27 protein-coding genes are annotated in these 26,848 nt (G+C 67.6%); 11 read left to right on the top strand and 16 right to left on the bottom strand.

What is annotated here, in order from left to right; all coding sequences use genetic code 11:
* Nucleotides 1-142: 142 nt before the first annotated feature.
* Both cydD and cydC read left to right on the top strand, forming a co-directional pair.
* Nucleotides 143-1,885 carry a thiol reductant ABC exporter subunit CydD gene (cydD, locus tag SriyCCGPB3_RS14470; protein ID WP_350259453.1) on the top strand — a complete coding sequence of 581 codons (1,743 nt, stop codon included), beginning with the start codon at nt 143-145 and terminating at the stop codon, nt 1,883-1,885.
* Nucleotides 1,882-3,555 carry a thiol reductant ABC exporter subunit CydC gene (cydC, locus tag SriyCCGPB3_RS14465; protein WP_164161171.1) on the top strand — a complete coding sequence of 558 codons (1,674 nt, stop codon included), beginning with the start codon at nt 1,882-1,884 and terminating at the stop codon, nt 3,553-3,555. The genes cydD and cydC overlap by 4 nt, the downstream gene beginning before the upstream one ends.
* A gap of 71 nt (nt 3,556-3,626) precedes the next feature.
* On the opposite strand, the gene SriyCCGPB3_RS14460 is transcribed toward cydC, so the two are convergent.
* The 11 genes from SriyCCGPB3_RS14460 to ccmA all read right to left on the bottom strand — a co-directional run bounded on the left by SriyCCGPB3_RS14460 (nt 3,627) and on the right by ccmA (nt 12,131).
* Nucleotides 3,627-3,971 (bottom strand): DUF1294 domain-containing protein, encoded by a 345-nt coding sequence (locus SriyCCGPB3_RS14460; protein WP_164161169.1) that lies wholly within the window; start codon nt 3,969-3,971, stop codon nt 3,627-3,629.
* The gene (gene metX / locus SriyCCGPB3_RS14455; protein WP_164161163.1) at nt 3,972-5,084 is read right to left on the bottom strand and encodes a homoserine O-acetyltransferase MetX; all 1,113 of its coding nucleotides are present in this window, start codon (nt 5,082-5,084) and stop codon (nt 3,972-3,974) included.
* A gap of 153 nt (nt 5,085-5,237) precedes the next feature.
* Nucleotides 5,238-6,227 (bottom strand): tetratricopeptide repeat protein, encoded by a 990-nt coding sequence (locus SriyCCGPB3_RS14450; RefSeq protein ID WP_350259452.1) that lies wholly within the window; start codon nt 6,225-6,227, stop codon nt 5,238-5,240.
* Nucleotides 6,221-6,670, bottom strand: a complete 450-nt coding sequence (locus SriyCCGPB3_RS14445) for a cytochrome c-type biogenesis protein (protein ID WP_110712898.1) — start codon at nt 6,668-6,670, stop codon at nt 6,221-6,223. The genes SriyCCGPB3_RS14450 and SriyCCGPB3_RS14445 overlap by 7 nt, the downstream gene beginning before the upstream one ends.
* Nucleotides 6,671-6,674: 4 nt before the next feature.
* Nucleotides 6,675-7,292, bottom strand: a complete 618-nt coding sequence (locus SriyCCGPB3_RS14440; protein ID WP_110712897.1) for a DsbE family thiol:disulfide interchange protein — start codon at nt 7,290-7,292, stop codon at nt 6,675-6,677.
* Nucleotides 7,293-7,300: 8 nt separating this feature from the next.
* Entirely contained in the window at nt 7,301-9,220 is a 1,920-nt protein-coding gene (locus SriyCCGPB3_RS14435; protein ID WP_164162939.1) for a heme lyase CcmF/NrfE family subunit, read from the bottom strand.
* A complete protein-coding gene (gene ccmE, locus SriyCCGPB3_RS14430; RefSeq protein ID WP_014647764.1) occupies nt 9,221-9,682 on the bottom strand; it encodes a cytochrome c maturation protein CcmE in 462 nt (153 codons plus the stop codon).
* Nucleotides 9,679-9,867, bottom strand: a complete 189-nt coding sequence (gene ccmD / locus SriyCCGPB3_RS14425; RefSeq protein WP_005410342.1) for a heme exporter protein CcmD — start codon at nt 9,865-9,867, stop codon at nt 9,679-9,681. Before ccmD ends, ccmE begins: the two co-directional genes overlap by 4 nt.
* Nucleotides 9,864-10,634 carry a heme ABC transporter permease CcmC gene (gene ccmC / locus SriyCCGPB3_RS14420; protein WP_099473661.1) on the bottom strand — a complete coding sequence of 257 codons (771 nt, stop codon included), beginning with the start codon at nt 10,632-10,634 and terminating at the stop codon, nt 9,864-9,866. The genes ccmD and ccmC overlap by 4 nt, the downstream gene beginning before the upstream one ends.
* 43 nt (nt 10,635-10,677) lie before the next feature.
* Nucleotides 10,678-11,373: a heme exporter protein CcmB gene (ccmB, locus tag SriyCCGPB3_RS14415; protein ID WP_032129785.1), complete on the bottom strand. Its 696-nt coding sequence runs from the start codon at nt 11,371-11,373 to the stop codon at nt 10,678-10,680.
* Nucleotides 11,370-12,131 (bottom strand): heme ABC exporter ATP-binding protein CcmA, encoded by a 762-nt coding sequence (ccmA, locus tag SriyCCGPB3_RS14410; RefSeq protein WP_429000264.1) that lies wholly within the window; start codon nt 12,129-12,131, stop codon nt 11,370-11,372. The genes ccmB and ccmA overlap by 4 nt, the downstream gene beginning before the upstream one ends.
* A gap of 56 nt (nt 12,132-12,187) precedes the next feature.
* Between ccmA and SriyCCGPB3_RS14405 the strand changes: the two genes are divergently transcribed.
* From SriyCCGPB3_RS14405 to SriyCCGPB3_RS14395, 3 genes are all read left to right on the top strand, one after another.
* A complete protein-coding gene (locus SriyCCGPB3_RS14405; RefSeq protein ID WP_049423978.1) occupies nt 12,188-13,336 on the top strand; it encodes a pyridoxal phosphate-dependent aminotransferase in 1,149 nt (382 codons plus the stop codon).
* 14 nt (nt 13,337-13,350) lie between these two features.
* Nucleotides 13,351-14,157 (top strand): amidohydrolase, encoded by an 807-nt coding sequence (locus SriyCCGPB3_RS14400; RefSeq protein ID WP_153855949.1) that lies wholly within the window; start codon nt 13,351-13,353, stop codon nt 14,155-14,157.
* Nucleotides 14,158-14,260: 103 nt separating this feature from the next.
* Nucleotides 14,261-14,695, top strand: coding sequence for a hypothetical protein (locus SriyCCGPB3_RS14395; protein WP_110712893.1), 435 nt, complete (start codon nt 14,261-14,263; stop codon nt 14,693-14,695).
* Here the strand turns inward: SriyCCGPB3_RS14395 and SriyCCGPB3_RS14390 are convergent.
* Nucleotides 14,682-14,975, bottom strand: a complete 294-nt coding sequence (locus SriyCCGPB3_RS14390; RefSeq protein ID WP_180855031.1) for a hypothetical protein — start codon at nt 14,973-14,975, stop codon at nt 14,682-14,684. The genes SriyCCGPB3_RS14395 and SriyCCGPB3_RS14390 overlap by 14 nt on opposite strands.
* A 352-nt stretch (nt 14,976-15,327) precedes the next feature.
* On the opposite strand from SriyCCGPB3_RS14390, the gene SriyCCGPB3_RS14385 reads away from it, so the two are divergent.
* Nucleotides 15,328-15,735, top strand: coding sequence for a hypothetical protein (locus SriyCCGPB3_RS14385; protein ID WP_153855950.1), 408 nt, complete (start codon nt 15,328-15,330; stop codon nt 15,733-15,735).
* Nucleotides 15,736-15,818: 83 nt separating this feature from the next.
* Here SriyCCGPB3_RS14385 and SriyCCGPB3_RS14380 read toward each other — a convergent pair whose 3' ends face one another.
* Nucleotides 15,819-16,967 carry an MFS transporter gene (locus tag SriyCCGPB3_RS14380; protein ID WP_110712890.1) on the bottom strand — a complete coding sequence of 383 codons (1,149 nt, stop codon included), beginning with the start codon at nt 16,965-16,967 and terminating at the stop codon, nt 15,819-15,821.
* Between the two features lie 90 nt (nt 16,968-17,057).
* Between SriyCCGPB3_RS14380 and SriyCCGPB3_RS14375 the strand changes: the two genes are divergently transcribed.
* On the top strand, nt 17,058-17,846 hold the full coding sequence (locus SriyCCGPB3_RS14375) for an AraC family transcriptional regulator (RefSeq protein ID WP_350259451.1): 789 nt from the start codon (nt 17,058-17,060) through the stop codon (nt 17,844-17,846).
* Between the two features lie 106 nt (nt 17,847-17,952).
* Here the strand turns inward: SriyCCGPB3_RS14375 and SriyCCGPB3_RS14370 are convergent, their stop codons facing one another.
* Genes SriyCCGPB3_RS14370 through SriyCCGPB3_RS14360 form a run of 3 tightly spaced genes read right to left on the bottom strand, consistent with a single transcriptional unit; the run spans nt 17,953 to nt 21,386 of the window.
* The gene (locus SriyCCGPB3_RS14370; protein ID WP_110712888.1) at nt 17,953-19,599 is read right to left on the bottom strand and encodes a pseudouridine synthase; all 1,647 of its coding nucleotides are present in this window, start codon (nt 19,597-19,599) and stop codon (nt 17,953-17,955) included.
* Nucleotides 19,592-20,467 carry an SMC-Scp complex subunit ScpB gene (gene scpB, locus SriyCCGPB3_RS14365; RefSeq protein ID WP_110712887.1) on the bottom strand — a complete coding sequence of 292 codons (876 nt, stop codon included), beginning with the start codon at nt 20,465-20,467 and terminating at the stop codon, nt 19,592-19,594. The genes SriyCCGPB3_RS14370 and scpB overlap by 8 nt, the downstream gene beginning before the upstream one ends.
* A gap of 13 nt (nt 20,468-20,480) precedes the next feature.
* Nucleotides 20,481-21,386: a segregation and condensation protein A gene (locus SriyCCGPB3_RS14360; RefSeq protein ID WP_164135962.1), complete on the bottom strand. Its 906-nt coding sequence runs from the start codon at nt 21,384-21,386 to the stop codon at nt 20,481-20,483.
* 375 nt (nt 21,387-21,761) lie between these two features.
* Between SriyCCGPB3_RS14360 and SriyCCGPB3_RS14355 the strand changes: the two genes are divergently transcribed.
* The 4 genes from SriyCCGPB3_RS14355 to SriyCCGPB3_RS14340 all read left to right on the top strand — a co-directional run bounded on the left by SriyCCGPB3_RS14355 (nt 21,762) and on the right by SriyCCGPB3_RS14340 (nt 26,683).
* Complete coding sequence (locus tag SriyCCGPB3_RS14355; RefSeq protein WP_032129789.1) at nt 21,762-22,061, top strand: YciI family protein; 300 nt, start codon at nt 21,762-21,764, stop codon at nt 22,059-22,061.
* Complete coding sequence (locus SriyCCGPB3_RS14350) at nt 22,058-22,333, top strand: BolA family protein (protein ID WP_164161930.1); 276 nt, start codon at nt 22,058-22,060, stop codon at nt 22,331-22,333. The genes SriyCCGPB3_RS14355 and SriyCCGPB3_RS14350 overlap by 4 nt, the downstream gene beginning before the upstream one ends.
* Nucleotides 22,334-22,482: 149 nt before the next feature.
* On the top strand, nt 22,483-23,520 hold the full coding sequence (locus tag SriyCCGPB3_RS14345) for a LacI family DNA-binding transcriptional regulator (protein WP_110712884.1): 1,038 nt from the start codon (nt 22,483-22,485) through the stop codon (nt 23,518-23,520).
* A 76-nt stretch (nt 23,521-23,596) separates the two neighbouring features.
* Nucleotides 23,597-26,683 (top strand): TonB-dependent receptor, encoded by a 3,087-nt coding sequence (locus SriyCCGPB3_RS14340; protein WP_164161929.1) that lies wholly within the window; start codon nt 23,597-23,599, stop codon nt 26,681-26,683.
* Nucleotides 26,684-26,848: the final 165 nt, after the last annotated feature.

Below are 26,848 nucleotides of genomic sequence, written 5' to 3'. Positions count from 1 at the left end.
AGCCTTGATCCAGATCAATGTATGAACAGGTGTGCGAAGGGATCGTATGCGAACCTGATGAAGACTGCGACCGCCGGCCGCAGGGGCGGGCTATTGCCTGCGCCTACAATGCCGTGTCTCCCCCGTTGCCCGTGAAGACCTCTTGAGCGCTGCCGAAACGACCCCTGACGGCCTGTCCCCGGAAGCTGAAACCGCCCGCCAGCGGCGTGTCCGCACGGCCTGGCTGGCCGATCTGGCACGCTCCGCCCGGGGCCGCCAGCGTCTGGCCGCGCTGTGCATCAGCCTGTCCGGCGCACTGTTGATCGGCCAGGCTGCCGCCATCGCCTGGCTGGTGCAGCAGGTGCTGGTGGAGCGCGCGCCGCTGGCATCGAGCCTACCGGTGCTGGCGGGACTGGCGGTGATCCTGGTGCTGCGCACCCTGCTGGGCAGCGCCACCCAGGCCGCCGCCGGTGACGTGGCCGACGCCGCACGCCTGGCATTGCGCGAACGCGTGTTCGCACGCCTGCTGGGCCACGGCCCACTGTGGCTGCGGCAGCGCCGCACCGGCGAACTGGGCGAACTGATGCTGCATCACGGCGATGCGATCGAGAGCTATTACAGCGGCTTCCTGCCGGTGCGCACTGAAGTGGTGGTGGTGCCGCTGCTGATCCTGGCCGCGGTCGCCTGGGTCGACTGGGTGGTGGCGCTGATCCTGCTGTTCACCGCGCCGCTGGTGCCGTTCTTCATGATGCTGGTGGGCTGGGGCGCTGAAGCGGCCGGGCGCGCACAGCTGGGTGAGCTGGCGCGCATGAGCGGCCATTTCGCCGACCGGATCAAGGGCCTGGGCCTGCTGCGCCTGTATGGCCGCGGTGAGGCTGAGCTGGAGGGTATCGAGGCGGCCGCCGAAGGCGTGCGCGTGCGTACGCTGAAGGTGCTGCGGATCGCGTTCCTGTCGTCCACGGTGCTGGAATTCTTCGCCTCGGTGAGCGTGGCGATGGTCGCGCTGTACCTGGGCCTGAGCTATCTGGGCATGATGTCGCTGCATGCAGCGGTGCCGACGCTGGGTGCGGGCCTGTTCTGCCTGCTGCTGGCACCGGAATTCTATGCGCCGCTGCGACGGCTGGCCGCGCACTACCATGATCGTGCCAATGCACTGGCCGCTGCTGCCGAAGTGGAGCGCCTGCTGCAGTCGCTGCCCGATGAGCAGGGCCTGATCGAGAGCGAGGTTGCACCGCTGGCGGTGGAGCCGGCCGAGGCCGCCTTGCCGCCGCTGCAGGCACAAGGGCTGGTGCTGCGCCCGCTGGGCGCGCCGCAGGATGTGCTGCAGGATCTGGACCTGCTGCTGGAGCCGGGCCAGCGCCTGGCCCTGGTCGGTCCCAGCGGATCCGGCAAAAGCACGCTGCTGGAGGCGCTGGCCGGTTGGTTGCCACCGCGTGCCGGCAAGCTGCAGTTGCGGCCCGGCGTGCAGGTGGCTTATGCCAGCCAGCGACCGTACCTGTTCCACGGCAGCATCGCCGACAACCTGCGCCTGGCTGATCCCGGTGCCAGCGATGCGCGACTGCGCGCGGTGGCCGAAGCCTCGCAGGTCCTGCAGTTTGCCCGCCTGCCGCAGGGGCTGGACACGGTGATCGGCGAGCGCGGCTTCGGCCTGTCCGGAGGCGAAGCACGACGCATCGGCCTGGCCCGCCTGTTGCTGCGCGATCCGCAGGTGCTGTTGCTGGACGAACCCACCGCGTTCCTCGATGCCGATACCGAAGCGGCCCTGCTGCGCAGCCTGGCCGCCTATGCACGTGGCCGCAGCGTGGTGGTCGCCACCCACAGCCCCGCGGTGATCGCCTGGGCCGACCGTTGCCTGCTGTTGCCGGAAGGCCGCCTGGTCGAGCCGGCACAGGCGGTGCGCGCATGAGCCGTTCGCCTGATTCGCTGCGCGCGGTGTTCCTGCGCCACCGGCCGCGCCTGTTGCTGACCATGCTGCTGCTGTGGACCACGATGCTGGCCGGCACGGCGCTGCTCGGCCTGTCCGGTGGCTTCCTCACGGCGGCCGCGCTGGCCGGTGCAGCCGGCCTCGGCCAGGGCTTCAACTTCTTCTCACCCTCGGCCGGCATCCGTGGCCTGACCATGGCGCGCATCGTGTCGCGCTACTTCGAAAAGCTGGTCGGCCACGATGCCACCCTGCGCATCGCCCGCGACCTGCGCGTGTGGTTCTTCCGCCGCGCGCTGCCACTGGCACCGGCGCGGCTGGGGGCCACGCGTACCGGCGAGCTGCTGGCGCGGCTGCTGGGGGACATCGGCGAGGTGGATGGCCTGCTGGTGCGTGCGATCGGGCCGCTGGTGGCGCTGGGTGCGCTGTCACTGGTGGCGGTCGCCTCGGCAGCGCTGATCCTGCCCTCGGCAGCGGTACTGCTGGCGGTGCTGGCGCTGCTGATCGCCTTCGGTGTGCCCTGGTTGGGCGTGCGTGGCCATGACGACGAAGAGGCCGATCGTGCCGCGCACCGCGCTGCGTTGCGCACCGCTGCGTTCGAAGGGCTGGAAGGGGCCGGTGATCTGGCTGCGCTGCATGCCGATGCGGCCTGGCAGCTGAAGGTGCGCGTGGCCGCCAAGCAGCTGGCTTCGCGGGATCGTCGTCGGCGCTGGCGCCTGATCGCGGCCTCGACCCTGCATGGCCTGGTCGCCGGGCTGGGGCTGGTGGCGATGCTGGCATTGGCCCTGCACGCCGCCGAACAGCAGCGCATCGCGCCGGAGATGGCCGCGGGCCTGGTGTTCCTGACCGTGGCGTTGATCGAGCTGTGGGCCGGCATGGGCCTGGCCTGGCAGTCGCTGCAGTCCGGGCGCATTGCCGCCGATCGGTTGCAGGCCATCGTCGAGCAACCGCCGACGGTGGAGGACCCGCAGGTGCCGCAGGCAGTGCCGCAGGCCGCGCGCGTGCACTGGGATGACGTGCACTTCCAGTGGCCCGGTGCGGCGCGGCCGGTGTTGTCCGGCCTGCAGCTGACCCTGGCGCCGGGCGAGCGTATCGCGATTCGCGGCGACAGCGGCAGTGGCAAGACCACGCTGTCGAGCCTGCTGCTGCGGCTATGGGATCCGCAGCAGGGACGGCTGACCTACGGTGGCCGCGACCTGCGTGATTTCGCCCAGGCCGACTGGCACCGGCAACTGGCGTGGCTGCCGCAGAGCGCGCCGGTGTTTGCCGGCAGCGTGGCCGAGAACCTGCGATTGGGTGATCCCGACGCCAGTGACGCAGCGTTGTGGGCGGTGTTGCGTCGCGTGCGCCTGGGCGACTGGGCCGAGCGCAACGGTGGCCTGCAGACCTGGGTGGGCGAGAACGGCGCGACGATGTCGGCCGGCCAGGCACGACGTCTGGCGCTGGCGCGCGCGCTGCTGCGCAATGCGCCGATCCTGCTGCTGGACGAACCGACCGAAGGCCTCGACGTGGATACCGCGCGCGCGCTGCTGCAGGATCTTTCCGGATTGCTGGACGGGCGCAGCCTGCTGATGATCACCCACGACGACCTGCCCGACGGCGTGGTCGATGCGCAGTACCGGTTGCGTGATGGGGTGTTGGAGCGCGAAGCGTGAATGGTAGTGCCGGCCGCTGGCCGGCAACCCCATGATTGCCGGCCAGCGGCCGGCACTACCGATTGCGAGGGTTAGCGCGAGAACTCGCGCAGCATCACCGCGATCGAGGCCACGTTGGCCAGCACGCACAGCCAGAACACCCACTGGAATTCGGCTTTGCGATGCTTGTGGCGGAACAGCGCCTGGCCCAGCAATGCACCCGGCCAGCCCCCGGCAAAAGCCAGCAACTGCAGGGTTCGTTCCGGGATCCGCCATTGCTTTCGCTGTGCCGCGCGCTTGTCGTGGCCATACAGCGCGAACGACACTGCACTGGCCAGCAGGCACCAGCCACCCAGCCACAGCGGCAGCACGCCGCTGATCATCAGCGCGATCAACGCGCCGAACGCGGCCAGCGCGAGGTTACGCCGCCATGCCACTTACAGCGCGTCGAGGAAGCCGCGCACGGCCGGGCCGAAGCGCTCGAAATCGACGAGGAAGGCGTCATGGCCCTGCGGCGATTCCAGGCCAATGAAGCGCGCATCGGCGCCGCCGGCGCGCAGGCCGTCGGCGACCTGTTGCTGCTGCTGCACCGGGAACAGGATGTCGGTGTTGGCGCCGATGGCCAGTGCCTTCTCCACCCGGATCTTCGCCAGCCCGGCCAGCATGTCGCCGTCGGCATACTCAGCCAGGTCGAACCAGTCCATCGAGCGGCTCAGGTACAGATAGCAGTTGGGATCGAAGAAACGCACGAAGCGCCGTGCGTGGCCTTCCAGATAGCTTTCCACCTGGAATTCCAGACCGAACGGATCGTCGTCGGTCTGGTCCGAATCCAGCCGCACGCGGCCGAAGCGGCCATCCCATTCCAGTGCGGAGCGGTAGGTGATCACGCCCAGCTTGCGCGCCATGCGCATGCCGGACTCGGGATACTCGGCATCGTCGTAGCGACCACCATTCCAGCGCGGATCGAGACGGATCGCCTCGCGCTGCAGGGAGCGGATCGCGATCGAGAACGGCAGCGCCTGCGCACTGCCGGAAATGTTGACATGGCTGCGCGCGATGCCCGGATGCAGCATCAGCACGGCGAGCGCGGTCATACCGCCCATTGAATTGCCGATCACGCAGGCCAGTTGCTCGATGCCCAGTGCACGCACGACTTCGATGGCGGCACGTGCGCCGTCTTCGATCGACAGTTCGGGGAAGTCCAGACGATAGGGCTCACCGCTGGCCGGGTTGAGCGAAGCGGGGCCGGTCGAGCCCTTGCAGCTGCCCAGCGAGTTCACGCATACCACGTACCAGCGGTCGGTATCGATCGGCTTGCCGGGGCCGACCATGCCTTCCCACCAGCCCGCTGCGGGGTTGGCGTCATTGGCCGCGGCGTGTGCATCCGGCGACAGGCCGGTCACGATCAGGATCGCGTTGCTGGCGTCGGCGGCCAGCGTTCCCCAGGTTTCGTAGGCCACGCGTGCGCCGTGCAGGGCGCCGCCGCGTTTGAACGGGAACGGCGAGGGCAGGGCGTGGAAGCGGGTGCCGGGCGGGATGAATTCGGTCATGCGGGCATTCTAGCGGGGCCGCATGTGGAGCTGGCGACACGCTGGTTTCCATCGGCGATGCACCCGGTAGTGCCGGCCGCTGGCCGGCAACCTCATGAATCGTGATGCGGCTGTGGGGTTGCCGGCCAGCGGCCGGCACTACCGGGCGGCGCGTCAAGGGAACCGTAGCTCCACCACGCCCTCATGCGGCAGGCTGACCTTCACTGGCGTGCTCTGTAGGTCGTCCTCGGTGCGGTTGGCGCTGCCGCTGCGCGAGATGCGTGCCAGCACTTCCACTTCGCGATGTGCGGACAACGGTGCGGTCGGCATCGGGCTGTCACCGTCACCCAGCCCGACCGTGGCCGGGAAACCGGCCAGGGGCAGCTTGCGCGCGGCCACTGGCATCGGTGGTCCACCCACGGCGCGGGCCAGCACGAATACCTGGGTGCTGGCCGGCCACTCGGTGCCCTTCAACGCAGGCAACTGCACGCGCACCTGCAACAGCGCTGGTGGCGCCGCAGCGGCAGCATCGGGCGCCTGGCCGGCGGCCTCGCGGGCGATGGCGATCTGTGCCTGCAGCGCCTGCGCGGCACCCGGTTCCAGTCGTGGCAGCAGGCCGCTCCAGACGTCGGCAGCCTCGGCGTTCTTTCCGCGTTGGCGCAGGGCGATGCCCAGCAGCCAGCTGGCGCGCTCGGCATCGGGTGCCTGTGCACGGGCCTGCTGCAACCAGGCCATCGCGGTGTCATCGAACTGCTTGCCGGCATCGGCCTGCGCACGTGCCTGCGCGGCTTCCACCAGCACGCCGGGGTCTTCCGGGGCGAGAGCGGCGGCACGCGCGAAGGCGTCCGCGGCGGCTGCGGCGTTGCCCAGTTCGGCCTGCGACCGGCCCAGCAGCGCCCAGCCATCAGCCCGCTGCGGGTCTCGCTTCAGTGCATCCTGCAGGGCCTGCACGCCATCGCGCAGGGTGGCCACCGAAGGCGTCGGTTGTACCTGTGCTGCACGCGGATCACCGACCAGCAGATACAGGCAGGCACCGGCCACGCCCAGCGCGAGCACACCCACCACGAAACTGCGGCGACCGTGGTGGCGCAGCGGCCACAGCACCAGCGTCGCCATCAGTGCGGCCACCAGCCCGGCCAGCATCGGCAGCCAATGGCTCACCATCCGTCTCCTTCATCGGTCTTGTTGGCGGGGGCGGCGGCGACCGTGCGGCCACGGCGGCGGACGATGCCCAGTACCACCAGCGCGCCGGCGCCCAGCACCAGCAGCGGACCGCCCCACAGCAGCCAGGTGCCCGGCTGCAGAGGCGGCTGATAGAGCACGAACTCACCGTAGCGGGCGACCAGGAACTGCTTGATCTGGGCGTCGTCGTGGCCTTGCTGCATCAGCTGCAGCACCTCTCGGCGCAGGTCCTGGGCGATCTGCGCGTTCGAGTCGGCCAACGACTGGTTCTGGCACTGCACGCAGCGCAGCTGCGCAGCCAGGTCATGGAAGCGGCGCTCCTCGGCGCCATCGCGGAACTGCAACGGCTGCGGATCGTGCAGCGGCTGCTGGGCCAGCACGGCCAGCGGCAGCATCAGGAGCAGCAGCGCCAGCAGCCAGCGCATGGGCTCAGGGCGCCGTGTGCAGCGTGCTGCCGGCATTGCCCTGGGCCTTCTCGATCTTCTCCAGTGCCGGGATCAGCTTCTCGTCGACCACGCGCTGGGTCATCGCACCGCTGTACTTCCAGCGCACTATGCCGCTGCCATCGACCAGGAAGGTTTCCGGTGCGGCGGTCACGCCCCAGTCGATCGCGGTGCGGCCTTCCACGTCGCTGAGCACGACCATGAACGGGTTGCCCAGCTGTTCCAGCCAGTGCAGCGCGTCGGTCGGATCGTCCTTCCAGTTGTAGCCGATCACGCGCACGCGCTTGCTCTCGGCGAATCGGGTCAGCACCGGGTGTTCCTCGCGGCAGGCCGCGCACCAGCTGCCCCAGACGTTCAACAGGTAGGGTGCGCCGCGCAGGTCGTCGCTGTGCACGATCATCTCGGGATCGTGCAGCACCGGCAGGGCGAACGCCGGCGCCGGCTTGTCGATCAGGGCAGATGGCAGTACGTCGCGCTGCGGGTCACCCGATTTCATCACCCCGTAGATCATCAGCCCGAGCAGGCCGAAGAAGAACAGCACACCGATCACGATGGCTACCGGCGGCAGCGGGCGGGAGGGGCGCGGGGTGGGGGACTCGGACATGGGAACTCCTACGGACGACGGAAACGGCGATCGGCGGCGGTGATGAATCCGCCCAGGGCCATCAGCAGCGCGCCCAGCCAGATCCAGCGCACGAACGGCTTGATGTGCACCCGGACCGCCCATGCATTGTTGCCCAGCGGCTCGCCCAATGCCACGTAGACATCACCATCGAAGCGTGCATCGATGCCGGCCTCGGTCATCACCTGGCCGCCGCTGGCGTACTGGCGCTTCTCTGGATGCAGCAGCGCCAGCTCGCGGCCGTCGCGGAACACGCGCAGGTGACCACGGTCGGCGATGAAGTTGGGGCCTTCGCGATGGTCCACGCCCTCGAAGCGTACTTCGTGGCGGCCGACCACCACCTGCTGGCCCGGTGCCAACGCCACTTCGCGCTGCACGTTCAGGGCTTCCACCAGCAGCGCGCCAGCCAGGAACACGGCAATGCCGGCGTGGGCGACGATCATCCCGAGCATCTCGGCGGTGAAGCGGCCGTTGCCGCGCAGTCGTTGCCAGACGAAGCGTGCGGTACCGAAGCCGACCCAGACCGCGGCAGCGACACCGAGACCGGCCTTCCAGCCGTTCTGCGGCGCCTGCCACCAGGCCAGCGCGCCCAGCAGCACTGCCAGTCCCAGCCAGGGTGCCAGCAACGCGAACGCGCGCGAGGGCTGGTCGCGTTGCCACTTCACCAGCGGGCCGAACGGCAGCAGCAGGATCATCGGTGCCATCAGCAGCAGGAACAGGCTGCCGAAGTAGGGCGGGCCGACCGAGATCTTGCCCAGCGACAGCGCATCGGCCAGCAGCGGGTACAGCGTGCCGAGCAGCACCATCGCGCAGGCGGTGGCCAGCAGCAGGTTGTTGGCCAGCAGCAGGGTCTCGCGCGAGGTGGCGGTGAAGCCACGGCGCGGATCGTCGGCGTCCACGCTCAGCTGGCTGGCGCGCAGCGCGTACAGCAGCAGGCTGCCGCCGACCAGCACCGACAGGAACACCAGGATGAACAGGCCGCGCGACGGATCGGCGGCGAACGAATGCACGCTGGTCAGCACGCCGGAGCGCACCAGGAAGGTGCCCAGCAGCGACAGCGCGAAGGCGGCGATCGCCAGCAGCAGGGTCCAGCTGCCGAAGGTGCCGCGCTTCTCAGTGACCGCCTGGGAATGGATCAGTGCCGCGCCGACCAGCCAGGGCATGAAGCTGGCATTTTCCACCGGGTCCCAGAACCACCAGCCGCCCCAGCCCAGCTCGTAATAGGCCCACCAGCTGCCCAGCGCGATGCCCAGGGTCAGGAAGCCCCAGGCGACGTTGGTCCACGGCCGCGTCCAGCGCAGCCAGCGTGCGTCGACACGACCTTCCAGCAGCGCGGCCACGGCGAATGCGAACGGCACCGCGAAGCCGACATACCCGATGTAGAGCATCGGTGGGTGGATGATCAGCCCGGGGTCCTGCAGCAGTGGATTGAGGTCGCGGCCTTCCAGCGGTGCCGGGTTCAGGCGCAGGAACGGGTTGGAAGTGAAGATCAGGAAGGCGAGGAAGCCGACGCTGACCACGCCCATCACCGCCAGTACGCGTGCCTGCACCGGGGCCGGCAGGTGCCGCGAGAACAGCGCCACCGCGCCGGTCCACAGCGCCAGCACCAGCGCCCACATCAGCAGTGAGCCCTCGTGCGCGCCCCACACCGCCGAGTAGCGGTAGATCATCGGCAGCAGCGAATTGGAGTTCTCGGCCACGTAGCGCACCGAGAAGTCCTGCTGCACGAACGCAGCGGTGAGCACCGCGAAGGCGCCGGCGAGCAGCAGCAGCTGTGCGAAAGCGGCAGGTCGTGCCACCGCCATCCATGCGGCGTTGTTGCGCTGCGCGCCGACCAGCGGCAGGCCGGCCTGCAGCAGCGAGGCCAGCAACGCACACAACATCAGGATCTGACCCAGTTCGGGCAGCACTCAGCGCACCTCGGGTGCCGTCACCGGCACGTCGTGCTTGCGATGGGCGTCGCCCATCTTGTCGGCCACTTCCTTCGGCACGTATTTTTCATCGTGCTTGGCCAGCACTTCGTCGGCGACGAAGGTGCCGTCCTGCAGTCGGCCGCTGGCGACCACCGCCGTGCCTTCGGCGAACATGTCCGGCAGGATCCGCGACGTGGTCACTGCCAGTTGCGCGTCGCCGTCGGTCACTTCAAAGCGGGCCTCCAACGAGCCGACCGGTCGGTTGAAGGAGCCTTTCACCACCATGCCGCCGAGGCGGAAGCGCGACTGCGCATCGACATCGCCGCGCAGCACTTCCGAAGGCGTGTACAGGTAGGCGATGTTGCGCTCCAGCGCCATCGCCACCAGCGCGGTGGCCAGGCCGGAGGCGAGCAGGGCCAGCAGCACCCAGACCAGGCGGCGACGCTGTACCGGGGTCATCGTTCCAGCTCCGTCGACAACGGCGCCGCTGCGTCCTGCCTGCCGGCGCGGGTCTGCTGCCGTTGCTGCCGGGCCAGTGCCAGCCGACGCGCCACGCGAAGGCGAAGCCATGAACCGATGGCGTCGGCGCCGAGCACCAGCACGAACACGGCGTAGGCGCCGATCACATAGGGCAGGTGGGTCATGGCTGGACCTCCCGGGAGGGGCGTGCGGCATCGACGCGGCCGCCGACCCAGGCCTTGCCGGCCTCGCGGTCGAGATTGTCAGCGCGGGCCTTGGCCAGCACCGAACCGGCGAACCAGAACTTGGTGCCGATCACCATCCACCACAGCGGCGCGATCATCGCGCTGCTGATCGCCGATTCACCGAACACGTTGATCGACTGGCGCTGGTGCAGGCCACCCCACCAGTCCACCGAGTAGCGGATCACCGGCAGCAGGCTGACGCCGACGATGGCCAGCAGCCCGGCCGCGCGCGCGGCGCTGCGGCGGTCCTCGATGGCGTGGTACAGGCCGATCACGCCCAGGTACAGGAACAGCAGCACCAGCTCGCTGGTCATGCGCGGGTCCCAGTCCCACCAGGTGCCCCAGGTGCCCTTGCCCCAGATGCTGCCGGTCAACAGGGTGATCAGGGTGAAACCGGCACCCATCGGTGCGCAGGCCATGGCCAGGATCTCGCAGACCTTGATCCGCCAGATCAGCGCGATGGCCGCATACAGCGCCATCAGCGCGAACACGAACAGGCTCATCCAGGCACTGGGCACGTGGATGTAGAGGATGCGGAAGCTGTCCAGCTGCTTGGCTTCCGGCGGCACCACCAGCAGCGCCTGCCACATGCCGACCAGCAGCACCGGCACCGCCGCGAGGTAGAACACCCGCGACCAGCGGGCAGCGAAACGGTCGAACGTGGGGGGCGAACCGAGTTGGTGGAACCAGCGGACAATCGGATTCATGCGTGGCGGCTATCCAGCAGGGGTGGATTGGCTCTCAGCTCGGTCAACTCAGAGAAATACGTATTGCAGCGGCGGTGGCCAACGGCGCCAGCACCAGCGCGACCAGCAGGCCGGCGCCCAGCATCAGCAGCGCACCGACCGGATCCTGTCCGCGTCCGGCTGCCGCCAGACTGCCAGCGCCGAACACCAGCACCGGCACATACAGCGGCAACGACAGCAACGCCACGAGAATACCAGAGCGTCGGATGCCTACGGTCAGCGCGGCGACCACGCCACCGATCAGGCTCAGCAACGGCGTTCCCAGCAGCAACGATGCCAGCAACATCGGCAGCTGGTCATGCGGCAGATGCAGCATTTCGGCCAGCAGCGGGCTGACCACGATCAACGGCAGTGCAGTGGTGGCCCAATGCAGCAGCACGCGCACCAGCACCAGCCAGGCCAGCGGTACCGGCGCCAGCAGCCATTGTTCCAGTGAACCGTCCTCGGCGTCGGAGCGGAACAGCGAATCCAGCGACAGCTGGCCCGCCAGCAGCACGGCCAGCCACAGCACCGCGCCGGCGGTGGCGGCCAGCAGCTGTGGTTCGCGGCCCTGGGCGAGGGCGAACAGCACCACCACCAGCACCGCGAACAGCAGCGGTTGCAGCGCATCGCCGCGGCGGCGCCAGAGCAGGCGCAGGTCGCGCTTGAGCAGGGCCGCTGCGGTCTGCCACAGGCCCGGCTCGGTACCCGGCGCGATCATGCGGCACCGCCGAGGTCGAGCTGGCGGGTGCGCACCGGCGGTGCGGCGTAGGCGCCGTGGGTGGTGACCAGCGCCGCGCCACCGGCACGCAGGTGCGCCGAAATCATCCGGTTGACCAGGGTGATGCCCTCCAGGTCGAGGTTGGCATAGGGTTCGTCGAGCAGCCACAACGGCGCCGGTGACAGCCAGATGCGCGCCAGTGCCAGCCGCCGCTTCTGTCCGGCCGACAGATGCCGCACCAGGGTGTCCTCATAACCGGCCAGGCCGACGATGGCCAGCGCGTTGCCCGGCATCTGCCGTGCGCGACGGCCGTGCAGGCCACACAGGAAATGCAGGTTCTCCAGCGTGTCCAGGTCTGGCTTCAAGGCCGGCAGATGGCTGAGGTAGGCCACGTAGCGTGCACGCTCGGCATTGCTGGCCGGCTTGCCGTCGATCCGCACCTGGCCGGCGCCGGGCCGGGCCAGGCCGGCCAGCACGCGCAGCAGGGTGGTCTTGCCGGCGCCATTGCCGCCCTGCACCAGCAGGGCCTCGCCGGCGTCCACATGGAAGTCCAGCGGGCCGAACACCGGCTCGTCATTGCGGGAAAAGCTCAGGCCGCTGGCGGCCAGCAATGCAGGGGTGTTCAAGGGGCAAAGGTCTTCATGCCGGAGTGCGGCGGCAATTGTAGCGGTGAAAGCCTGCGGTAGTGCCGGCCGCTGGCCGGCAATTCCCCAGGGGGCCAGTCGCGTGGGCCGAGGTTGCCGGCCAGCGGCCGGCACTACCGTCGCGCGGATTGCGTAAACTCGGATCCCTTGTTCCCCCACAGCCCAGGCCGATGCAACCCACCACCAAGCTGCCCAAGGTCGGTACCACGATCTTCACCGTGATGTCCCAGCTCGCCGCCGAACACGGCGCGGTCAACCTCGGACAGGGGTTCCCGGACTTTTCCGCACCGCAGCGCCTGATCGATGAGACCGCCAAGGCGATGGCCGCCGGGCTGAACCAGTACCCGCCGATGACCGGCGTGGCGCCGTTGCGCCAGGCCATCGCGCAGAAGGCGCTGGACTGCTACGGCGCGCAGGTCGACGCGGACAGCGAAATCACCGTCACCAGCGGCGGCACCGAGGCCATCTTCAACGCCATCCATGCTGTGGTGCGTGCGGGCGAGGAAGTGATCGTGCTCGACCCGGCGTATGACTGCTATGAACCGGCGATCGATCTGGCCGGCGCCAAGGCCGTGCATGTGTCGCTGGATCCGCAGACCTTCGCCGTCGACTGGGACCGCGTGCGTGCGGCGATCACCCCGCGTACCCGCATGCTGATTGTCAACACCCCGCACAATCCGTCCGGTGCGATGCTGTCGGCGCAGGACATGCAGGCGCTGGCCGAGCTGCTGCGTGGCACGCAGATCTACCTGATCTCCGATGAGGTGTACGAACACATCATCTATGACGGTCGCCGCCACGAGTCGGCGCTGCGCTACCCGGAACTGCGCGAGCGCGCGTTCGTCATCTCCAGTTTCGGCAAGACCTACCACTGCACTGGCTGGAAGATCGGCTATGCGATCGCCCCGCCGGCGCTGACCGCCGAGTTCCGCAAGGTGCACCAGTACAACACCTTCACCAGCTTCGGCCCGGCGCAGTACGGCTTCGCCGCGATGATCCGCGACGAGCCCGAACACCACCTGGAGCTGGGTGCGTTCTACCAGGCCAAGCGCGATCGTTTCCGCGAACAGCTGGCCAGCACCCGGCTGAAGGCGCTGCCGGTGCCGGGCGGTTACTTCCAGCTGGTCGACTACTCGGCCATCAGCGACCTGCCGGACCATGAGTTCGTGAAGTGGCTGACCATCGAGAAGGGCGTCACTGCCATTCCGCTGTCGCCGTTCTACGAAAATCCGCCGGCCGGCCAGCGCCTGGTGCGCCTGTGCTTCGCCAAGAACGAAGCGACCATGGACGCGGCGATCGAACGCCTGCGCCTGCTGTGAGCGGAGGGTTGAACATGCAGGACCTGCGCATTTCCCTCGTTCAGGGCGACACCCGCTGGCACGACCCGGCGGGCAACCGCGCCTACTACGGTGCGTTGCTGGCACCGCTGGCCGGCAGCACCGACCTGGTGATCCTGCCGGAGACCTTCACCAGTGGCTTCTCCAACGACGCCATCGCCCAGGCCGAAGGCATGGACGGCCCGACCGTGGCCTGGGTGCGCGAGCAGGCGAAGGCCTTGAACGCGGCGGTGATCGGCAGCGTGCAGCTGCGCGAGGGCGAGGGCGTCTACAACCGCCTGTTGTTCGCCACGCCTGATGGCGGGCTGCAGTACTACGACAAGCGCCACCTGTTCCGCTACGGCGGTGAACACGAACGCTATGCCGCCGGCCGTGAGCGCCTGAGCGTGGAATGGAAAGGCTGGCGAATCAATCCGCAGGTCTGCTACGACCTGCGTTTCCCGGTGTTCTGCCGCAACCGCTACAACGTGGAGCGTCCGCAGCAGCTGGATTTCGACCTGCAGATCTTCGTTGCCAACTGGCCGTCGGCGCGCGCCTATGCGTGGAAGACCCTGCTGCGTGCGCGTGCCATCGAGAACCTGTGCTTCGTTGCCGCGGTGAACCGTGTCGGCGTCGATGGCAACCAGCTGCATTACGCGGGTGACAGCGCGGTGCTGGATTTCCTCGGCCAGCCGCAGGTGGAAATCCGCGAGCGCGAACAGGTGGTCACCACCACCATTTCGGCCGAGGCGCTGGCCGCCCATCGCGCGCGCTTCCCGGCGATGCTCGATGCCGATGCCTTCCACCTGGACGAACAGGCCTGAGCGACGGCCTGAACGCCGCCGCACCAGCGCGCGTGCCTGCATCCAACGTGCACGCGCGCGCTGCTAGATTCGCCGCCAGTCCGACCGAACTGGAAGTCCTGCCATGAACACGTCCTTCGCCCTGCTGCTGGCCCTGTCGGCCGCATCGCTGGCCCCGGCCGCGCACGCCGCCGGCAACCTCGATTGCCAGCTGCGCTACAACCTGTCCGGCTGGTCGCTGATCTACAAGACCGCCTCCGGCAATGGCACGGTCACCTGCAGCAATGGCGCCAGCATGCCGGTGCGCATCCAGATGAAGGGCGGCGGCCTGACCGTGGGCAAGTCGAAGATCACCAACGGGCGTGGCAGCTTTACCGGTGCGGTCAGCCTCAACGAACTGCTGGGGACCTACGCTTCGGTGGGTGCTCACGCTGGCGCAGTGAAATCCAGCAATGCGCAGGTGATGACCAAGGGCGATATCTCGCTGGCCCTGTCCGGCACGGGCAAGGGCTGGGACCTGGGCGTGGACGGCACCGCGTTCACTATCAGCCGGCGTTGAGGCGGCGCGGCTCCGCGGTGTTCCAGCTGATGCGGATGTAGTGCTGTTCGGAATCGCTCAACAACCGTTCGACACCGAAACCATTCTTCAGCAGTTGCGTGGTCACGTCTTCGACGAGCTGCTCGCTGGCCATCACCTGGCTGAAGCCGAACACGAGATAGCGGCGGCCATTCTCCGAGCCGATCTGGATCGAGTTGTCGAGGTCGCGGTAGAACTGTTCGATCGGGCGCTTGGCGGCATCGGCGTTGGCGCGGGCCTGTTCGGCGGTAATGGTGATCATGGGCATCTGCCTGGTGTGGGAGAGCGCGCACGATAGCCAGCGCCCTGATGTGAATTCCGGCCGTGGCGCACAATGCCTCGTGTTTGCAGCAATTCCTAACATGCGGTGTGAGCGTCGATACGCGCCGGAAAAGTGCCGCGCGGCGGTGAGCATCCTGCATCGACATGAAGTCATCGGGCAGGGATGGGTGCCAACGGCAGTGGAGGCGTGCAACGCGCCGCCCACAGGGGATCCTGCAGCCATCCGACGCTGTGGGCGCGCAGGCATTTACGTTTCCTTGACCCTGCAGTAACCCCGCAATGCCTAACAGGGACGTCCCAGCGATTCTGCTGGGATCATTGGAGACGCTGGAATGGAGTTCAGAACGTCCGTGCTGCTCGTGGCCCTCATCGCCACGCCCGCGATCGCCCACGCCGAAGTCTGCCTGTCCGACAGCGGAATCGTCGTGTCCTGTCCAAGCCTGTTGCCACATCCCGTGACGGCCAGGTTCGAGATCGGGACCTTGCCGCGTGTGGCTGGCTCGCCGTCGGAAATCTACATCACAGGGGGCGGCCAGGTGGATGGAACGAGTAATTTCTCGGTCTATGCCAATGGCCAGTTCCTGTGCCATACCAATGACAATTACGACGGTGGCAACACTACGCCGATCCGCCATTGCACCGCGACCATCGCAACACCCGGGACCTATGTGATCTCGGCGTCGCGCAACAGCCCTGGCAACTTCCTCGCACCAATGGACGAAGTGATCAACGTCCAGTAATCGGTTGTTGCTGATCCAGACCCCGGGGCAGGGACCCCGGGGCCCCTGCTGCCCACGTGGCAGCAGGAGCGGGTCCTTCATCGTTACGATCGGCAGCCAGGCCTTCCGCTGTCGACTGGCCGATCCCGCTGCAGCCACAGCGCCAGCAGGCCGCATGCGATGAGGGTCGGTGCCAGCAGCTGCAGCGTACCGACCAGCGCCATCGCCGCGCCGATCAGCAGGTAGTAGAGCAGGCCGAACAGCGCGCCAGCACTGCCGAGGCAGTGTGGATAGCCGCGCAGGGCCTGGCCGAGCACGTTGGGGATGGCGAGGCCGAAGCCCGTCACCACCGGCACCATCGCCGCGACCAGGGCAGGGTGATCATGCAGCAGCGCGGCCACCAGGCCTCCCGTCAGAACCAGGCCTGCGGCGATGCGGATGCGCGTGGTTGCGGCAACGCCTGCACGCAGCAGGCGGCCATTGCCCCACGCGCCCAGTGCCGAGCCCAGTGCCAGCACCGCGCCGCTGGCGCCGAACCAGGTGGCTGGCCAATGCTGGCGCGCGAACACGAATGGACCGAGTGCGTACCAGCTGTACATCGCCACGTTGAACGCCATCACCAGTAGTGCCTGCGACCAGATCCAGCGATCGCGGAGCAGTTGCCGCAGCAGTGGCAGCAATGGCGTGTGCACCCCTTCGGCGGCGCGACTTTCGCGGAGCCCCCATGTGCACCCGGCCATCAGCAGGGCGACGACCACCAGCAGCCCGGCCTGCACGCCCGCGTAGCCGTTTGCAGCGACCAGCAGCGTGCCCAGTGCCAGCCCGATCGCGGGACTCAATGCCAGCGCCATGCCGATCCACGAGAACGCCTGCGCCAATGCCGGCCCCCGCAGACGATCACGTAGGACGGTCTGGGTGACCACCGAAGCGGCGGCGGCGCCGACTGCGGCCAACGCTTGGACCAGCAGCACCTGGCCGAAGCTGCGAGCCATCAAGCCGCCCAGTGCAGCCACTGCGAAGACGCCGAGGCCACAGAGAAGGGCAGGGCGACGACCGATACGATCGGCCAGGCGCCCCCACAGCAGCACGCCTGCAGCGAAGCCGAACAGGTACAGGCTCATTGCCTGGCTGGCGGCGCTGGGTGGCAACGCGAAGCGTTCGGCCAGGCTGGCGAGGGCAGGGCTGTACAAGGTCTGCGCCAGCTGCGGGAACATCAGCAGAGCAATGGTGAGCAGTAGAAGGCGGCGCGGCATGCGGGCACTCCGGAAACAGGGGCGCGCATTGTGGTCGCGGCCCTGTTGGCGCACTCTGTAGGTCCTGTCAGGAAATGTAGGAAATCGGTCATGGCGTGGTTGCAGCCGGATGCGCGATTCGACGCAGACGCCTGGAGTGCGCCCGTGCTGGGTATCGCCTCTTCGCTGGCCGACCATGATTCGGGCTGGCACCGGCACGCACGTGCGCAGTTGCTTTACACCCGGCAGGGCTGCACGCGCTTGACCTACGGAGATCGCATCAGCCTGCTGCCACCGTCGCGCGCGGCATGGATTCCGGGCGGTCTGCTTCATCGTGCACAGATGCGCCAGGCGGTCGACTACCGCTCGTTGTACTTTGATGTCGCGTTATCGGCGCAACTGCCGCAGCAGCCTGCGATCATCAGCGTGGGCCCGCTGCTGCAGGCCTTGCTGGAGCCGATCGCGCAGGCACCGTTCAACCATGACTGGCAGTCGTCGCGCGCACACCATCAACTGGCGTTGTGCGTGCTGGAGATCGCCGCTGCACCGGTGGCGCCGATGGACCTGCCTCTGCCGCGTGATCCGCGGATCGCACGTTGCCTGCCGCTGGCCGAGCAGCTGCCGCCCGAACTGGGCGAGTTGGCCGCGCGTGCGGACCTGAGCACGCGTACCGTCGGCCGGCTGATGCAGCGTGATACCGGCATGGGCTATCAGGCCTGGCGTCAGCAATGGCGCCTGATGCGAGCCATGGAGTTGCTGCTGCTCGGCCATCGCGTCGCGCATGTGGCGCAGGACACCGGGTTCTCCGCCGAGAGCCCGTTCATCGCCTTCTTCCGCAGCATGACCGGCACCACGCCAGCCGCGTTCCAGCGCCACGCAAAAGGGGACGGAGGGGATTAAGTCGCTTTCGCCCCTTTGAGGCAAAAACGACTTAATCCCCTCCGTCCCCTTTTCAAAGAAAAACCCCGGCCTGCGCCGGGGCTTTTCATTTCAACGTCGCTGCTGATCAGCCGCCGCGCGGGCCGCTGCGGCGCGGGCCGCCCGGACCACGGTTGCCGCCGGGGCCACCCGGGCCACGGTTGCCACCCGGACCACCGGGACCGCGATTACCGCCCGGACCACGGTTGCCGCCGCCCGGACCGCGACCGCCCGGACGGGCGCCCTGCGCCGGCTTCGGGCTGCCATACGGGTTGAAGCCCGGCGTGGCGTGGTCGGACGGGAAGCTCGGGGCATTGCCCGGATGGCCGTACGGGTGCTTGTTGCCCTGGCCCTGCGAGCGGTTGCCCGCACCGGCCGGACGACCCTGGCCGCCTGCGCCGCCACGACCTTCACCACCGAAGCCGCCACGGCCCTGGCCGCCACCGGCGCCAGCACCCGGACCCTTCGGCTTGCCGTACGGACGGCCCTGGCCGCCTGCGCCCGGACCACGGGCGCCCGGGCCACGTGCGCCCGGACCGGCATTGCGATGGCCGCTCGGGCCGGTGCTCACGCCATCCGGCACGTACCAGGTGCGGAACGCCGCCGGATTGCCTTCCGGCAGCGAACGATCGTTCTTCTGGGCGCGCTGCTTGAACGGCTTCTGCGACTGCTTGGCCGCCGCTTCGCCGCTGACCGTCAGGCCGCCCTTGAAGCCGCCGCCCTTGCCACCGCGGCCACGGCCGCGGTCTTCGCGGACGTTGTCGAAACGACGCAGCTCGCGGCCTTCGTCAGCGGTGTTGTGACCGTTGACGTAGGCGTTGCCGCGGCCACCTTCGCGCACGCGCACGGTGGTCTTGGCGGCGCGGCGCTGGCCGATCACCGGCTGCAGGGTCAGTGCCGACGGTGCGCCTTCTTCCAGCTTCAGCTGCGCACGCAGGGCTTCCACCTGGGCGGTGCCCAGTTCCACCGAATGGCCGCGGGCCAGTTCGCGCGGCAGGCTCACCTTGCCGTAGCGGGTGCGCTTCAGGCGGCTGACCTGGCAGCCCTGCGACTCCCACAGGCGACGCACTTCGCGGTTGCGGCCTTCCTTCACCACGACGCGGAACCAGTCGTGCGAGTCGGTGCCGCCGATGCGTTCGATCTCGTCGAACTTGGCCGGGCCATCTTCCAGTGCCACGCCACGGGTGAGGCGATCGACGATGGCGTCGGAGACCTTTTCCTCGCCTTCCGGCGCGCGCACGCGCACCACGTATTCGCGCTCGACCTCGAACGACGGGTGCATCATGGCGTTGGCCAGTTCACCGTCGGTGGTGGCCAGCAGCAGGCCGGTGGTGTTGATGTCGAGGCGGCCGATCGCGATCCAGCGCGCGCCCTTCAGCGGCGGCAGCGACTCGAACACGGTCGGGCGGCCTTCCGGATCATCGCGGGTGGTCACTTCGCCTTCCGGCTTGTTGTAGACCAGCACGCGCGACGGCTCGGCCAGGGCGGTGGCGACGAAGCCACGGCCGTCCAGTTCGATCTTGTCGCCGCTCTTGACCGACATGCCGGTCTGCGCGACTTCACCGTTGACCTTGACCAGGCCTTCGGCGATGCGCTGTTCCAGCGCGCGGCGCGAGCCGAGGCCGGCCTGGGCCAGCACCTTGTGCAGGCGTTCTTCCAACTTGAACTGTTCGGAGGTGGCTTCGCGCTTCAGCGAGAGCTTGTTCAACGACAGCTTGCGAGGGGTGTCACTCATCAGTTTTGCTCCGGCCGACGGTTTCGAGGTCGGCCTCTGGTTCGGAATCGGCTTGGTCAACAGCCACGGTCGTCATCGCGACGGCGTTGTCTTCGCGTTCGTTCACTGGCACCGCGCGCTCGCCCGGCGCGGAATCGGGGTGCCCATCATCGAAGGGCGAAGGTGCTTGCTCATCGGAGGCCGACGCAGGGGCTGCATCGACGGAATCAGGGGTGTCACTGCCGGCCTGGCCGGCATCATCGTTCGCGGCAGCGCCTTCGGCGCCGGCCGAGATGTCAGGACCATCGGCGCTTGCCGCCGCCGGTGCATCGCGGTCCAGGGACAGCTGGGGTTCCAGCTCGCCCAGGTCCTTCAGTTCCGACAGTGGCGGCAGCTCATCCAATCGCTTCAGGCCGAAATAATCCAGGAAGCCCTTGGTGGTGCCGAACAGTGCCGGCTTGCCGGGCACGTCGCGGTGGCCGACCACGCGGATCCATTCGCGTTCTTCCAGTGCCTGGATGATGTTGCTGCTGACCGCCACGCCACGCACCTGCTCGATCTCGCCGCGGGTGATCGGCTGCCGGTAGGCGATCAGCGCCAGGGTTTCCAGGGTGGCACGGGTGTAGCGGGTCTTGCGTTCGGTCCACAGCCGGCTGATCCAGCCATGCACTTCGCCGGTGACCTGGTAGCGGAAGCCGGAGGCGACCTCGACCAGTTCCACGCCGCGTCCTTCGCAGGCTTCGCGCAGGCGTTCCAGCGCACGTTCGATGCTGCCCGGGGGTGCCGGTTCCTCTTCCGGGAACAGGTCCTTCAGCTGGGCCAGGGTGAGCGGCTGGCTGGAGGCCAGCAGGGCACCTTCGACAATGCGGTTGATCAGCGTTTGGTCCATCGGCAGTCAGCGCTCACTCGTTCTCGTTGGCGGCGTCGTTGTCGTCGAACTCGCTGCTGAACTGCAGCGGGGCATTGGTGTTGCCGGCGGCCAGTGACTTCACGTAGATCGGCGCCAGTGGTTCTTCCTGGACGATGTCCAGCAGCTGTTCCTTGGCCAGTTCCAGCACCGCCAGGAACGTGACCAGCACGCCCAGCTTGCCTTCTTCGGCGGTGAACAGCCCTTCAAAACGATAGAACTTGCCGTCCTCCAGGCGTCCCAGCACTTCGCCCATGCGTTGCCGCACGCTCAGTGCTTCGCGCTTGATGGCATGGCCGCTGAACAGCTCGGCGCGCTTGAGCACGTCGTGCAGGGCCAGCAGCATTTCCTTCAGGTCCACCGGCGGCGGCAGCTTCACCGTGGCGCGTTCGGGCATGAAGGCATGGGCCAGGCTGGTATCGCGGTCCTGGCGGGGCAGGGCGTCGATATCCTCGGCGGCCTGCTTGAAGCGTTCGTACTCCTGCAGCCGGCGCACCAGCTCGGCGCGCGGGTCGGCTTCGTCGCCTTCCTCGCTGACCGGGCGCGGCAGCAGCATGCGTGACTTCACCTCGGCCAGGATCGCAGCCATCACCAGGTACTCGGCGGCCAGCTCGAAGCGCAGCTCGCGCATCACGGTGATGTATTCCACGTACTGCCGGGTGATCTCGGCGACGGGAATGTCCAGTACGTCCAGATTCTGGCGGCGGATCAGGTACAGCAGCAGGTCCAGCGGGCCTTCGAAGGCATCCAGGATGACTTCCAGCGCATCCGGCGGAATGTACAGGTCCTGCGGAATCTGCAGGACCGGTTGCCCATGCACCACGGCCAGCGGCATTTCCTGCTGCTGGGGGGCGGGCGGCCGGGTTGGCGGGTTCGCGTCGAGCGCGAGTTCGGAAGTCATCTAATGGACATCAGGATTGCAACGGACCAGTCGCGGCACCGGGTTCGCCGGGCCTGCGCCACGGAGCCCCAGGGCACCAGACACGCCGGGATCGGCGCGATTCCACACATATCAAACAGCAGGACGCGCCGCAGGGAACGGCAGCGACAAAACTACGGGGAGGTCGTCTACGTGGCCCGGCCGGGTGGTCCGGTTTGAAGCAGCGGGACGGTCGTCGGGGGCTGCGTTGGCCGCAAAAACCGACGGGCTGCTGCATCCAGCCACGTGCAATGGAGCTTAGGGTAAGCCTTTGTCGCGCCAGTGTCCAGCTGGGCCGGGGCGGGGGCCGCTTTGGCTAGAATCTGCGCACCCGACAACGCAAGCGAGGAAATGCCGGTGTGGTATGTGATCGAAGGGTATGACGGCCAGGATGTGCTGGCGCAGCGGCTGCAGGCGCGGCCGGAACACCTGGCGCGACTGCACGCGCTGCGCGACGAAGGGCGCCTGCTGCTGGCCGGGCCCTGCCCGGCGGTGGACAGTGAAGACCCGGGCCCGGCCGGTTTCAGTGGTTCGGTGGTGATCGCGCAGTTCGAGTCGCTGCTGCAGGCCCAGGCCTGGGCCGATGCCGACCCATACGTGGCTGCTGGCGTCTACACCCGCGTACAGGTACGCCCGTTCCGCAAGGTCCTGCCGTGAACGCGGGGCGGATCGAGCGCATCCGTGACGCGCTGCAGCAGGCGCTGGCCCCGAGCGTGCTCGAGATCGAGGACGACAGCCATCGCCACGCCGGTCATGCCGGCGCGCGCGATGGTCGCGGCCACTTCAACGTCCATGTGGTCAGTGAACGCTTCGCCGGACTGGGCCCGCTGGCCCGGCACCGCGCGGTCTACGCCGCGCTGGGGTCGATGATGGAGACCGATATCCACGCGTTGTCCATCCACGCCCAGACCCCGTCAGAACAAGGCTGAGCCCTTGTCCCACGCTGTCCTGGCAGGTCCCTGCGGGGCCTCGCCATGGACAGATTTCCATGTCCATTTCGGGACATTCGCCTAACGGACTGTTTACAAGCCCAGATGGAAACGCTTACATTCCGCGCCAATGCTGGTAGGTCCAAGCCGTGGAGGGCGGCTTCGTGAACAAGGCAGCTATCACAATCAAAGACGTCGCTCGCGAAGCCCGGGTCTCCGTGGCCACGGTTTCCCGCGCGCTCAACGGGCATGAAAATGTCGCCGAACCGGTCCGCCAGCTTGTGCTGGAGGTGGCCGCACGGCTGCGTTACACCCCGCACGCCGCCGCCCGCAGCCTGAGCAGCCGCCGCACCAACACGGTGGGCGTGGTCCTGCCCGACCTGTACGGCGAATTCTTCTCCGAGCTGATGCGTGGCATCGACAACGTCGCCCGTAGCCGCCGCCAGCACCTGCTGGTGTCCAGCTATCACGGCGACCAGGAACAGCAGGGCGCGGCCCTGCGTGCCATGCGCGGCCGCGTCGACGGCCTGCTGGTGCTTTCGCCCTATGCCGAAAGCCCGGGCTTCCTGACCGACAACCTGCCGCAGTCGCTGCCGACGGTGTTGATCAACACCTATCTGCCCGGGCAGGACCACCCGGTGCTGAGCATCGACGATCACGCCGGCGCGATGGCGATGACCCGCCACCTGCTGGATGCCGGCCACCGCCGCATTGCCTTCATTTCTGGCCCGGACCTCAACTTCGACGCGCGCGAGCGCCTGCGTGGCTTCCGTGACGCGCTGGCGGCTTTCGGCAGTGACGCCGAAGGCATCGAGCTGCCCGGTGATTTCGACGAAGCTTCCGGCCATCGCGCCGGTCAGGAGTTGCTGGCAGCCGGAGCGCTGCCCGATGCCGTGTTCGCCGCCAACGACATGATGGCCCTGGGCTGCCTGTATGCGTTCACGCAGGCAGGTGTCCATGTGCCGTCCGACGTCGCACTGGCGGGTTTCGATGACATTCCACTGGCGCGTTTCGTCCACCCGTCGCTGACCACCATGCAGGTCAGCATCGCCGAGCTCGGCGATCGGGCCATGACGCGCCTGCTGCAGTTGATGGACGGCACCTCCACGGATGGGACAGGGGACAAGCAGACCCTGGTTCCCCGCTTGATAGTTCGCGATTCCACCACTCCGCCATCGGGCCGTTGAAGCCAGAGGCGTTCCTTCTTTTTTGATTGATCGCAGGGACCGCGCGAGCGGTCACCGCCACCCGGAGATTGAGTTGATGATGCACACCACCTTCCGCACGCCGGCACGCCGGCTGCTGAGCACTGCACTGGTCAGCTGCCTGATGCTGGCCGCTGCTCCGAACGTCATGGCGCAGTCGGCCAATGCCAGCCTGCGCGGCCAGGTTGCCGGCGCCCAGGCCGGCGCCGAAGTCACCGCCACCAACGTAGCCACCGGCACCGTCCGTCGCGGCACCGTCCGTGCCGATGGCAGCTACTCGCTGATGGGCCTGGACCCGGGCACCTATGACGTGGTCGCCAACGGCCAGTCGCAGAAGGTCACCGTCACCGTGGCCTCGACCGCTACCCTGAACTTTGCCGGCGCGGCCAGCAGCACCCCGGGTACGACCGCAGCCACCAACCTGGACACCGTCAACGTTGTCGCGCCGACCCTGTTGCAGGAAGTGCGCACCTCCGAAGTCGGCAAGACCGTCAGCCTGCAGCAGATCCAGACCACCCCGCAGGTCTCGCGCAACTTCCTGGAGTTCGCCGACGCGGTGCCGGGCATGATCTTCACCCGCGATGCCAAGGGCAACACCTCGCTGCGCGGCGGTGCCACCAACTCTGACGGCACCAACGTCTACATCGATGGCGTCGGCCAGAAGAGCTACGTGAAGGGGGGCGGCATCTCCGGCCAGTCCGGCAGCGCCGGCAACCCGTTCCCGCAGCTGGCCATCGGTGAATACAAGGTCATCACTGGCAATTACAAGGCCGAGTACGGCCAGGTCTCCAGCGCCGCCATCACCGCCGCGACCAAGTCGGGTACCAACGAGTTCAAGGGCGAAACCTTCTACCGTTACACCAACGACAACATGCGTGCGATGACCCCGGCCGAACGCCAGCCGGGCAAGAGCAAGGAAGACTCGGCCGAGAAGGAGTACGGCTTCGCGCTGGGTGGTCCGATCATCAAGGACAAGGCCCACTTCTTCGTTACCTATGAAGCCAAGCGCTTCGACCTGCCGGTGACCATCGCGCCGGATGGTGCGGTGAGCGCGGCGGCCGCTCATCTGCCCGCCGATGGCGCTGCGGGCCTCGGCCCGGCCAGCCAGCCGTTCCAGCAGGACCTGATCTTCGCCAAGATCGACTTCGAGCCGACCGACAACGATCGCATCGAACTGACCTTCCAGGACCGCGACGAGAACCAGCAGCAGTTCAGCGACCAGACCGCGAAGGTGCACGGCAAGGTGGTGGACAACACCGACCGTCGCTATGCGCTGCGCTGGAACCACAGCGGCGAGCGGTTCTACAACGAGCTGATGGTCACTCATGAAGAGGCGTTCAACAATCCGCTGCCGCTGACCTACGGCAACGGTATCGTCTACACCGCGCCGGACTTTGGTGACAAGAACCGGAACCGCCCGGTGGAAAAGACTCTGGTACAGATCGGTGCAGCAGATGCGCTGTCTTCCCAGGTGAAAGGCCAGAAGGGTTGGGCGATCGAGGACAACCTGACCCTGGATGGCCTGCAGTGGGCGGGCGACCACACCGTCAAGATGGGTGCCAAGTACAAGCAGATCGACCTGTACGCCTCCGACGCGGCGCAGATCAATCCGCAGTTCTTCTACACCATCGACAACCCGGCGTTCCCTTCGGATATCCCGTACAAGGCGCAGTTCACCAAGACCAGCACCGGTGTCACCGGTGTCGCGTCGGAAGTGCGCGCCAAGGTCAAGCAGATCGGGCTGTTCATCCAGGACGACTGGCAGGTCAACGACCACCTGCAGCTGAACATCGGCCTGCGCTGGGACTACGAAAAGAACCCGGTCTACACGGACTTCGTCACGCCGCCGGAAGTGGTCAAGGCGCTGAACTCGCAGGATCCGCACGCACCGCCGGGCGTGTCCCAGACCTATGCGCAGACGCTGGCGCTCAGCGGCCTGGACGTCAACGACTACATCAGTACCGGCCACAACCGCAAGAACTTCAAGAACGCTTGGCAGCCGCGCTTGGGCTTCTCGTATGACGTCAATGCCGACGAGCAGCACGTGATCCACGGTGGCGCCGGCCGTTCCTACGACCGTGACCTGTTCGACAATCTGGCCCTGGAGACCACCAAGCTGGCGCTCCCGCAGCCGACCGTGAATTTCCGCAACCCGGCCACCGGCAGCTGCATGTATGGTCAGCCGCCATGCTTTGACTGGAACCCGAATCTGCTGAACGGCATCGAAAACGTGCAGGCGCTGCTGGGCTCCACCAGCAATGAAGGCATGGAGGTCGATCTGCTGAACAACAACATGAAGGTGCCGTACGCGGATCAGTTCAGCCTCGGCATGAGCAACCAGATCGGCGAGTGGCTGACCGATGCCACGATTTCGCGCACGCTGACCTACGACGGCTTCGCTTACACGCTGGGCAACCGCTTCCACAACGGCAATTTCTTCGACAACCAGATGCTGTGCGGCGCTGAAGAGCCGACCTACGGTCAGCCGTGGGGCTGCAACATCCCGGGCTTTGGCAGCCTCGTCATCGGCCAGCAGGGCATCAAGACCCGCTCCACCCAGATCCTGCTGTCGGCGCAGAAGCCGTACAGCAAGGAAAGCGGCTGGGGTACCTCGATCGCCTACACCTGGACGAACGCCCGCCACAACCGCAACATCAACGAGCACTACTCGTTCGATCGCGGCACCATCGGTGAATACCCGACGATCAAGTCCAATGGCGCGCCGCGCCACCGTCTGGTGGTGACCGGCTCGTACGATGGCTTCTGGGGCATCACCTTTGGTGGAAAGCTGACCCTGGCCACGCCGACCCCGGGCAACGACTGGGCCTGCATCGCCCAGGCCGGCAATTCGAACTGCATGCCGACCCCGGCTGCTGGCACGCCGTCGGGCAATGGCCACTTCCTGCTCGGCGGCAAGATCTTCGGCTACCGCTCGCTGGATCTGCAGGCGACCAAGACCTTCAAGTTGGCCGGCGATACCGAGCTGTATGCACGCATCGACATCATCAACGTGCTCAACTTCGACAACTTCTCCAAGCTGAACTACGTGAAGAGTGACGGCAAGCTGCTGGTCAGCTACAACGAGACCGGCGACATCATCGGTACTCCGCGCCAGATCAAGGCCGAAGTGGGCTTCCGCTTCTAAGCGGGCCCGCCTGAAGCAACACCCCGATGCCGCCGCTCCGCCGGCGGCATCGGCTGAATGGATACATGGCAATGGCCGGCCCCGTGCCGGTCCATTGCCCACGCCGCTGCCGGGCAGGGGGCAGCGGCGTGGGCAATGATCGCGGTGTCAAACCACGTTTTTCGT

It is taken from the genome of Stenotrophomonas riyadhensis (assembly GCF_040256885.1).
Classification (GTDB): Bacteria; Pseudomonadota; Gammaproteobacteria; order Xanthomonadales; family Xanthomonadaceae; genus Stenotrophomonas; species Stenotrophomonas riyadhensis.
Note: the sequence above shows the minus strand (reverse complement) of the source record. Positions and strands in the feature narration are given on the sequence as shown.

Bases quoted from the DNA above. Each gene is read 5' to 3' on its own strand.
- SriyCCGPB3_RS14445 (WP_110712898.1), bottom strand. From the start codon at position 6,670: ATGCGCTGGCTGCTGGCGCTGCTGCTCCTGATGCTGCCGCTGGCCGTG.
- SriyCCGPB3_RS14375 (WP_350259451.1), top strand. From the start codon at position 17,058: ATGGCGTGGTTGCAGCCGGATGCGCGATTCGACGCAGACGCCTGGAGT.
- SriyCCGPB3_RS14400 (WP_153855949.1), top strand. From the start codon at position 13,351: ATGCAGGACCTGCGCATTTCCCTCGTTCAGGGCGACACCCGCTGGCAC.
- scpB (WP_110712887.1), bottom strand. From the start codon at position 20,467: ATGGACCAAACGCTGATCAACCGCATTGTCGAAGGTGCCCTGCTGGCC.
- SriyCCGPB3_RS14385 (WP_153855950.1), top strand. From the start codon at position 15,328: ATGGAGTTCAGAACGTCCGTGCTGCTCGTGGCCCTCATCGCCACGCCC.
- SriyCCGPB3_RS14450 (WP_350259452.1), bottom strand. From the start codon at position 6,227: ATGGTGAGCCATTGGCTGCCGATGCTGGCCGGGCTGGTGGCCGCACTG.
- ccmD (WP_005410342.1), bottom strand. From the start codon at position 9,867: ATGACCCACCTGCCCTATGTGATCGGCGCCTACGCCGTGTTCGTGCTG.
- cydC (WP_164161171.1), top strand. From the start codon at position 1,882: ATGAGCCGTTCGCCTGATTCGCTGCGCGCGGTGTTCCTGCGCCACCGG.
- ccmE (WP_014647764.1), bottom strand. From the start codon at position 9,682: ATGACCCCGGTACAGCGTCGCCGCCTGGTCTGGGTGCTGCTGGCCCTG.
- ccmC (WP_099473661.1), bottom strand. From the start codon at position 10,634: ATGAATCCGATTGTCCGCTGGTTCCACCAACTCGGTTCGCCCCCCACG.
- metX (WP_164161163.1), bottom strand. From the start codon at position 5,084: ATGACCGAATTCATCCCGCCCGGCACCCGCTTCCACGCCCTGCCCTCG.
- SriyCCGPB3_RS14360 (WP_164135962.1), bottom strand. From the start codon at position 21,386: ATGACTTCCGAACTCGCGCTCGACGCGAACCCGCCAACCCGGCCGCCC.
- ccmB (WP_032129785.1), bottom strand. From the start codon at position 11,373: ATGATCGCGCCGGGTACCGAGCCGGGCCTGTGGCAGACCGCAGCGGCC.
- SriyCCGPB3_RS14395 (WP_110712893.1), top strand. From the start codon at position 14,261: ATGAACACGTCCTTCGCCCTGCTGCTGGCCCTGTCGGCCGCATCGCTG.
- SriyCCGPB3_RS14440 (WP_110712897.1), bottom strand. From the start codon at position 7,292: ATGTCCGAGTCCCCCACCCCGCGCCCCTCCCGCCCGCTGCCGCCGGTA.
- SriyCCGPB3_RS14390 (WP_180855031.1), bottom strand. From the start codon at position 14,975: ATGATCACCATTACCGCCGAACAGGCCCGCGCCAACGCCGATGCCGCC.
- SriyCCGPB3_RS14370 (WP_110712888.1), bottom strand. From the start codon at position 19,599: ATGAGTGACACCCCTCGCAAGCTGTCGTTGAACAAGCTCTCGCTGAAG.
- SriyCCGPB3_RS14405 (WP_049423978.1), top strand. From the start codon at position 12,188: ATGCAACCCACCACCAAGCTGCCCAAGGTCGGTACCACGATCTTCACC.
- SriyCCGPB3_RS14340 (WP_164161929.1), top strand. From the start codon at position 23,597: ATGATGCACACCACCTTCCGCACGCCGGCACGCCGGCTGCTGAGCACT.
- SriyCCGPB3_RS14380 (WP_110712890.1), bottom strand. From the start codon at position 16,967: ATGCCGCGCCGCCTTCTACTGCTCACCATTGCTCTGCTGATGTTCCCG.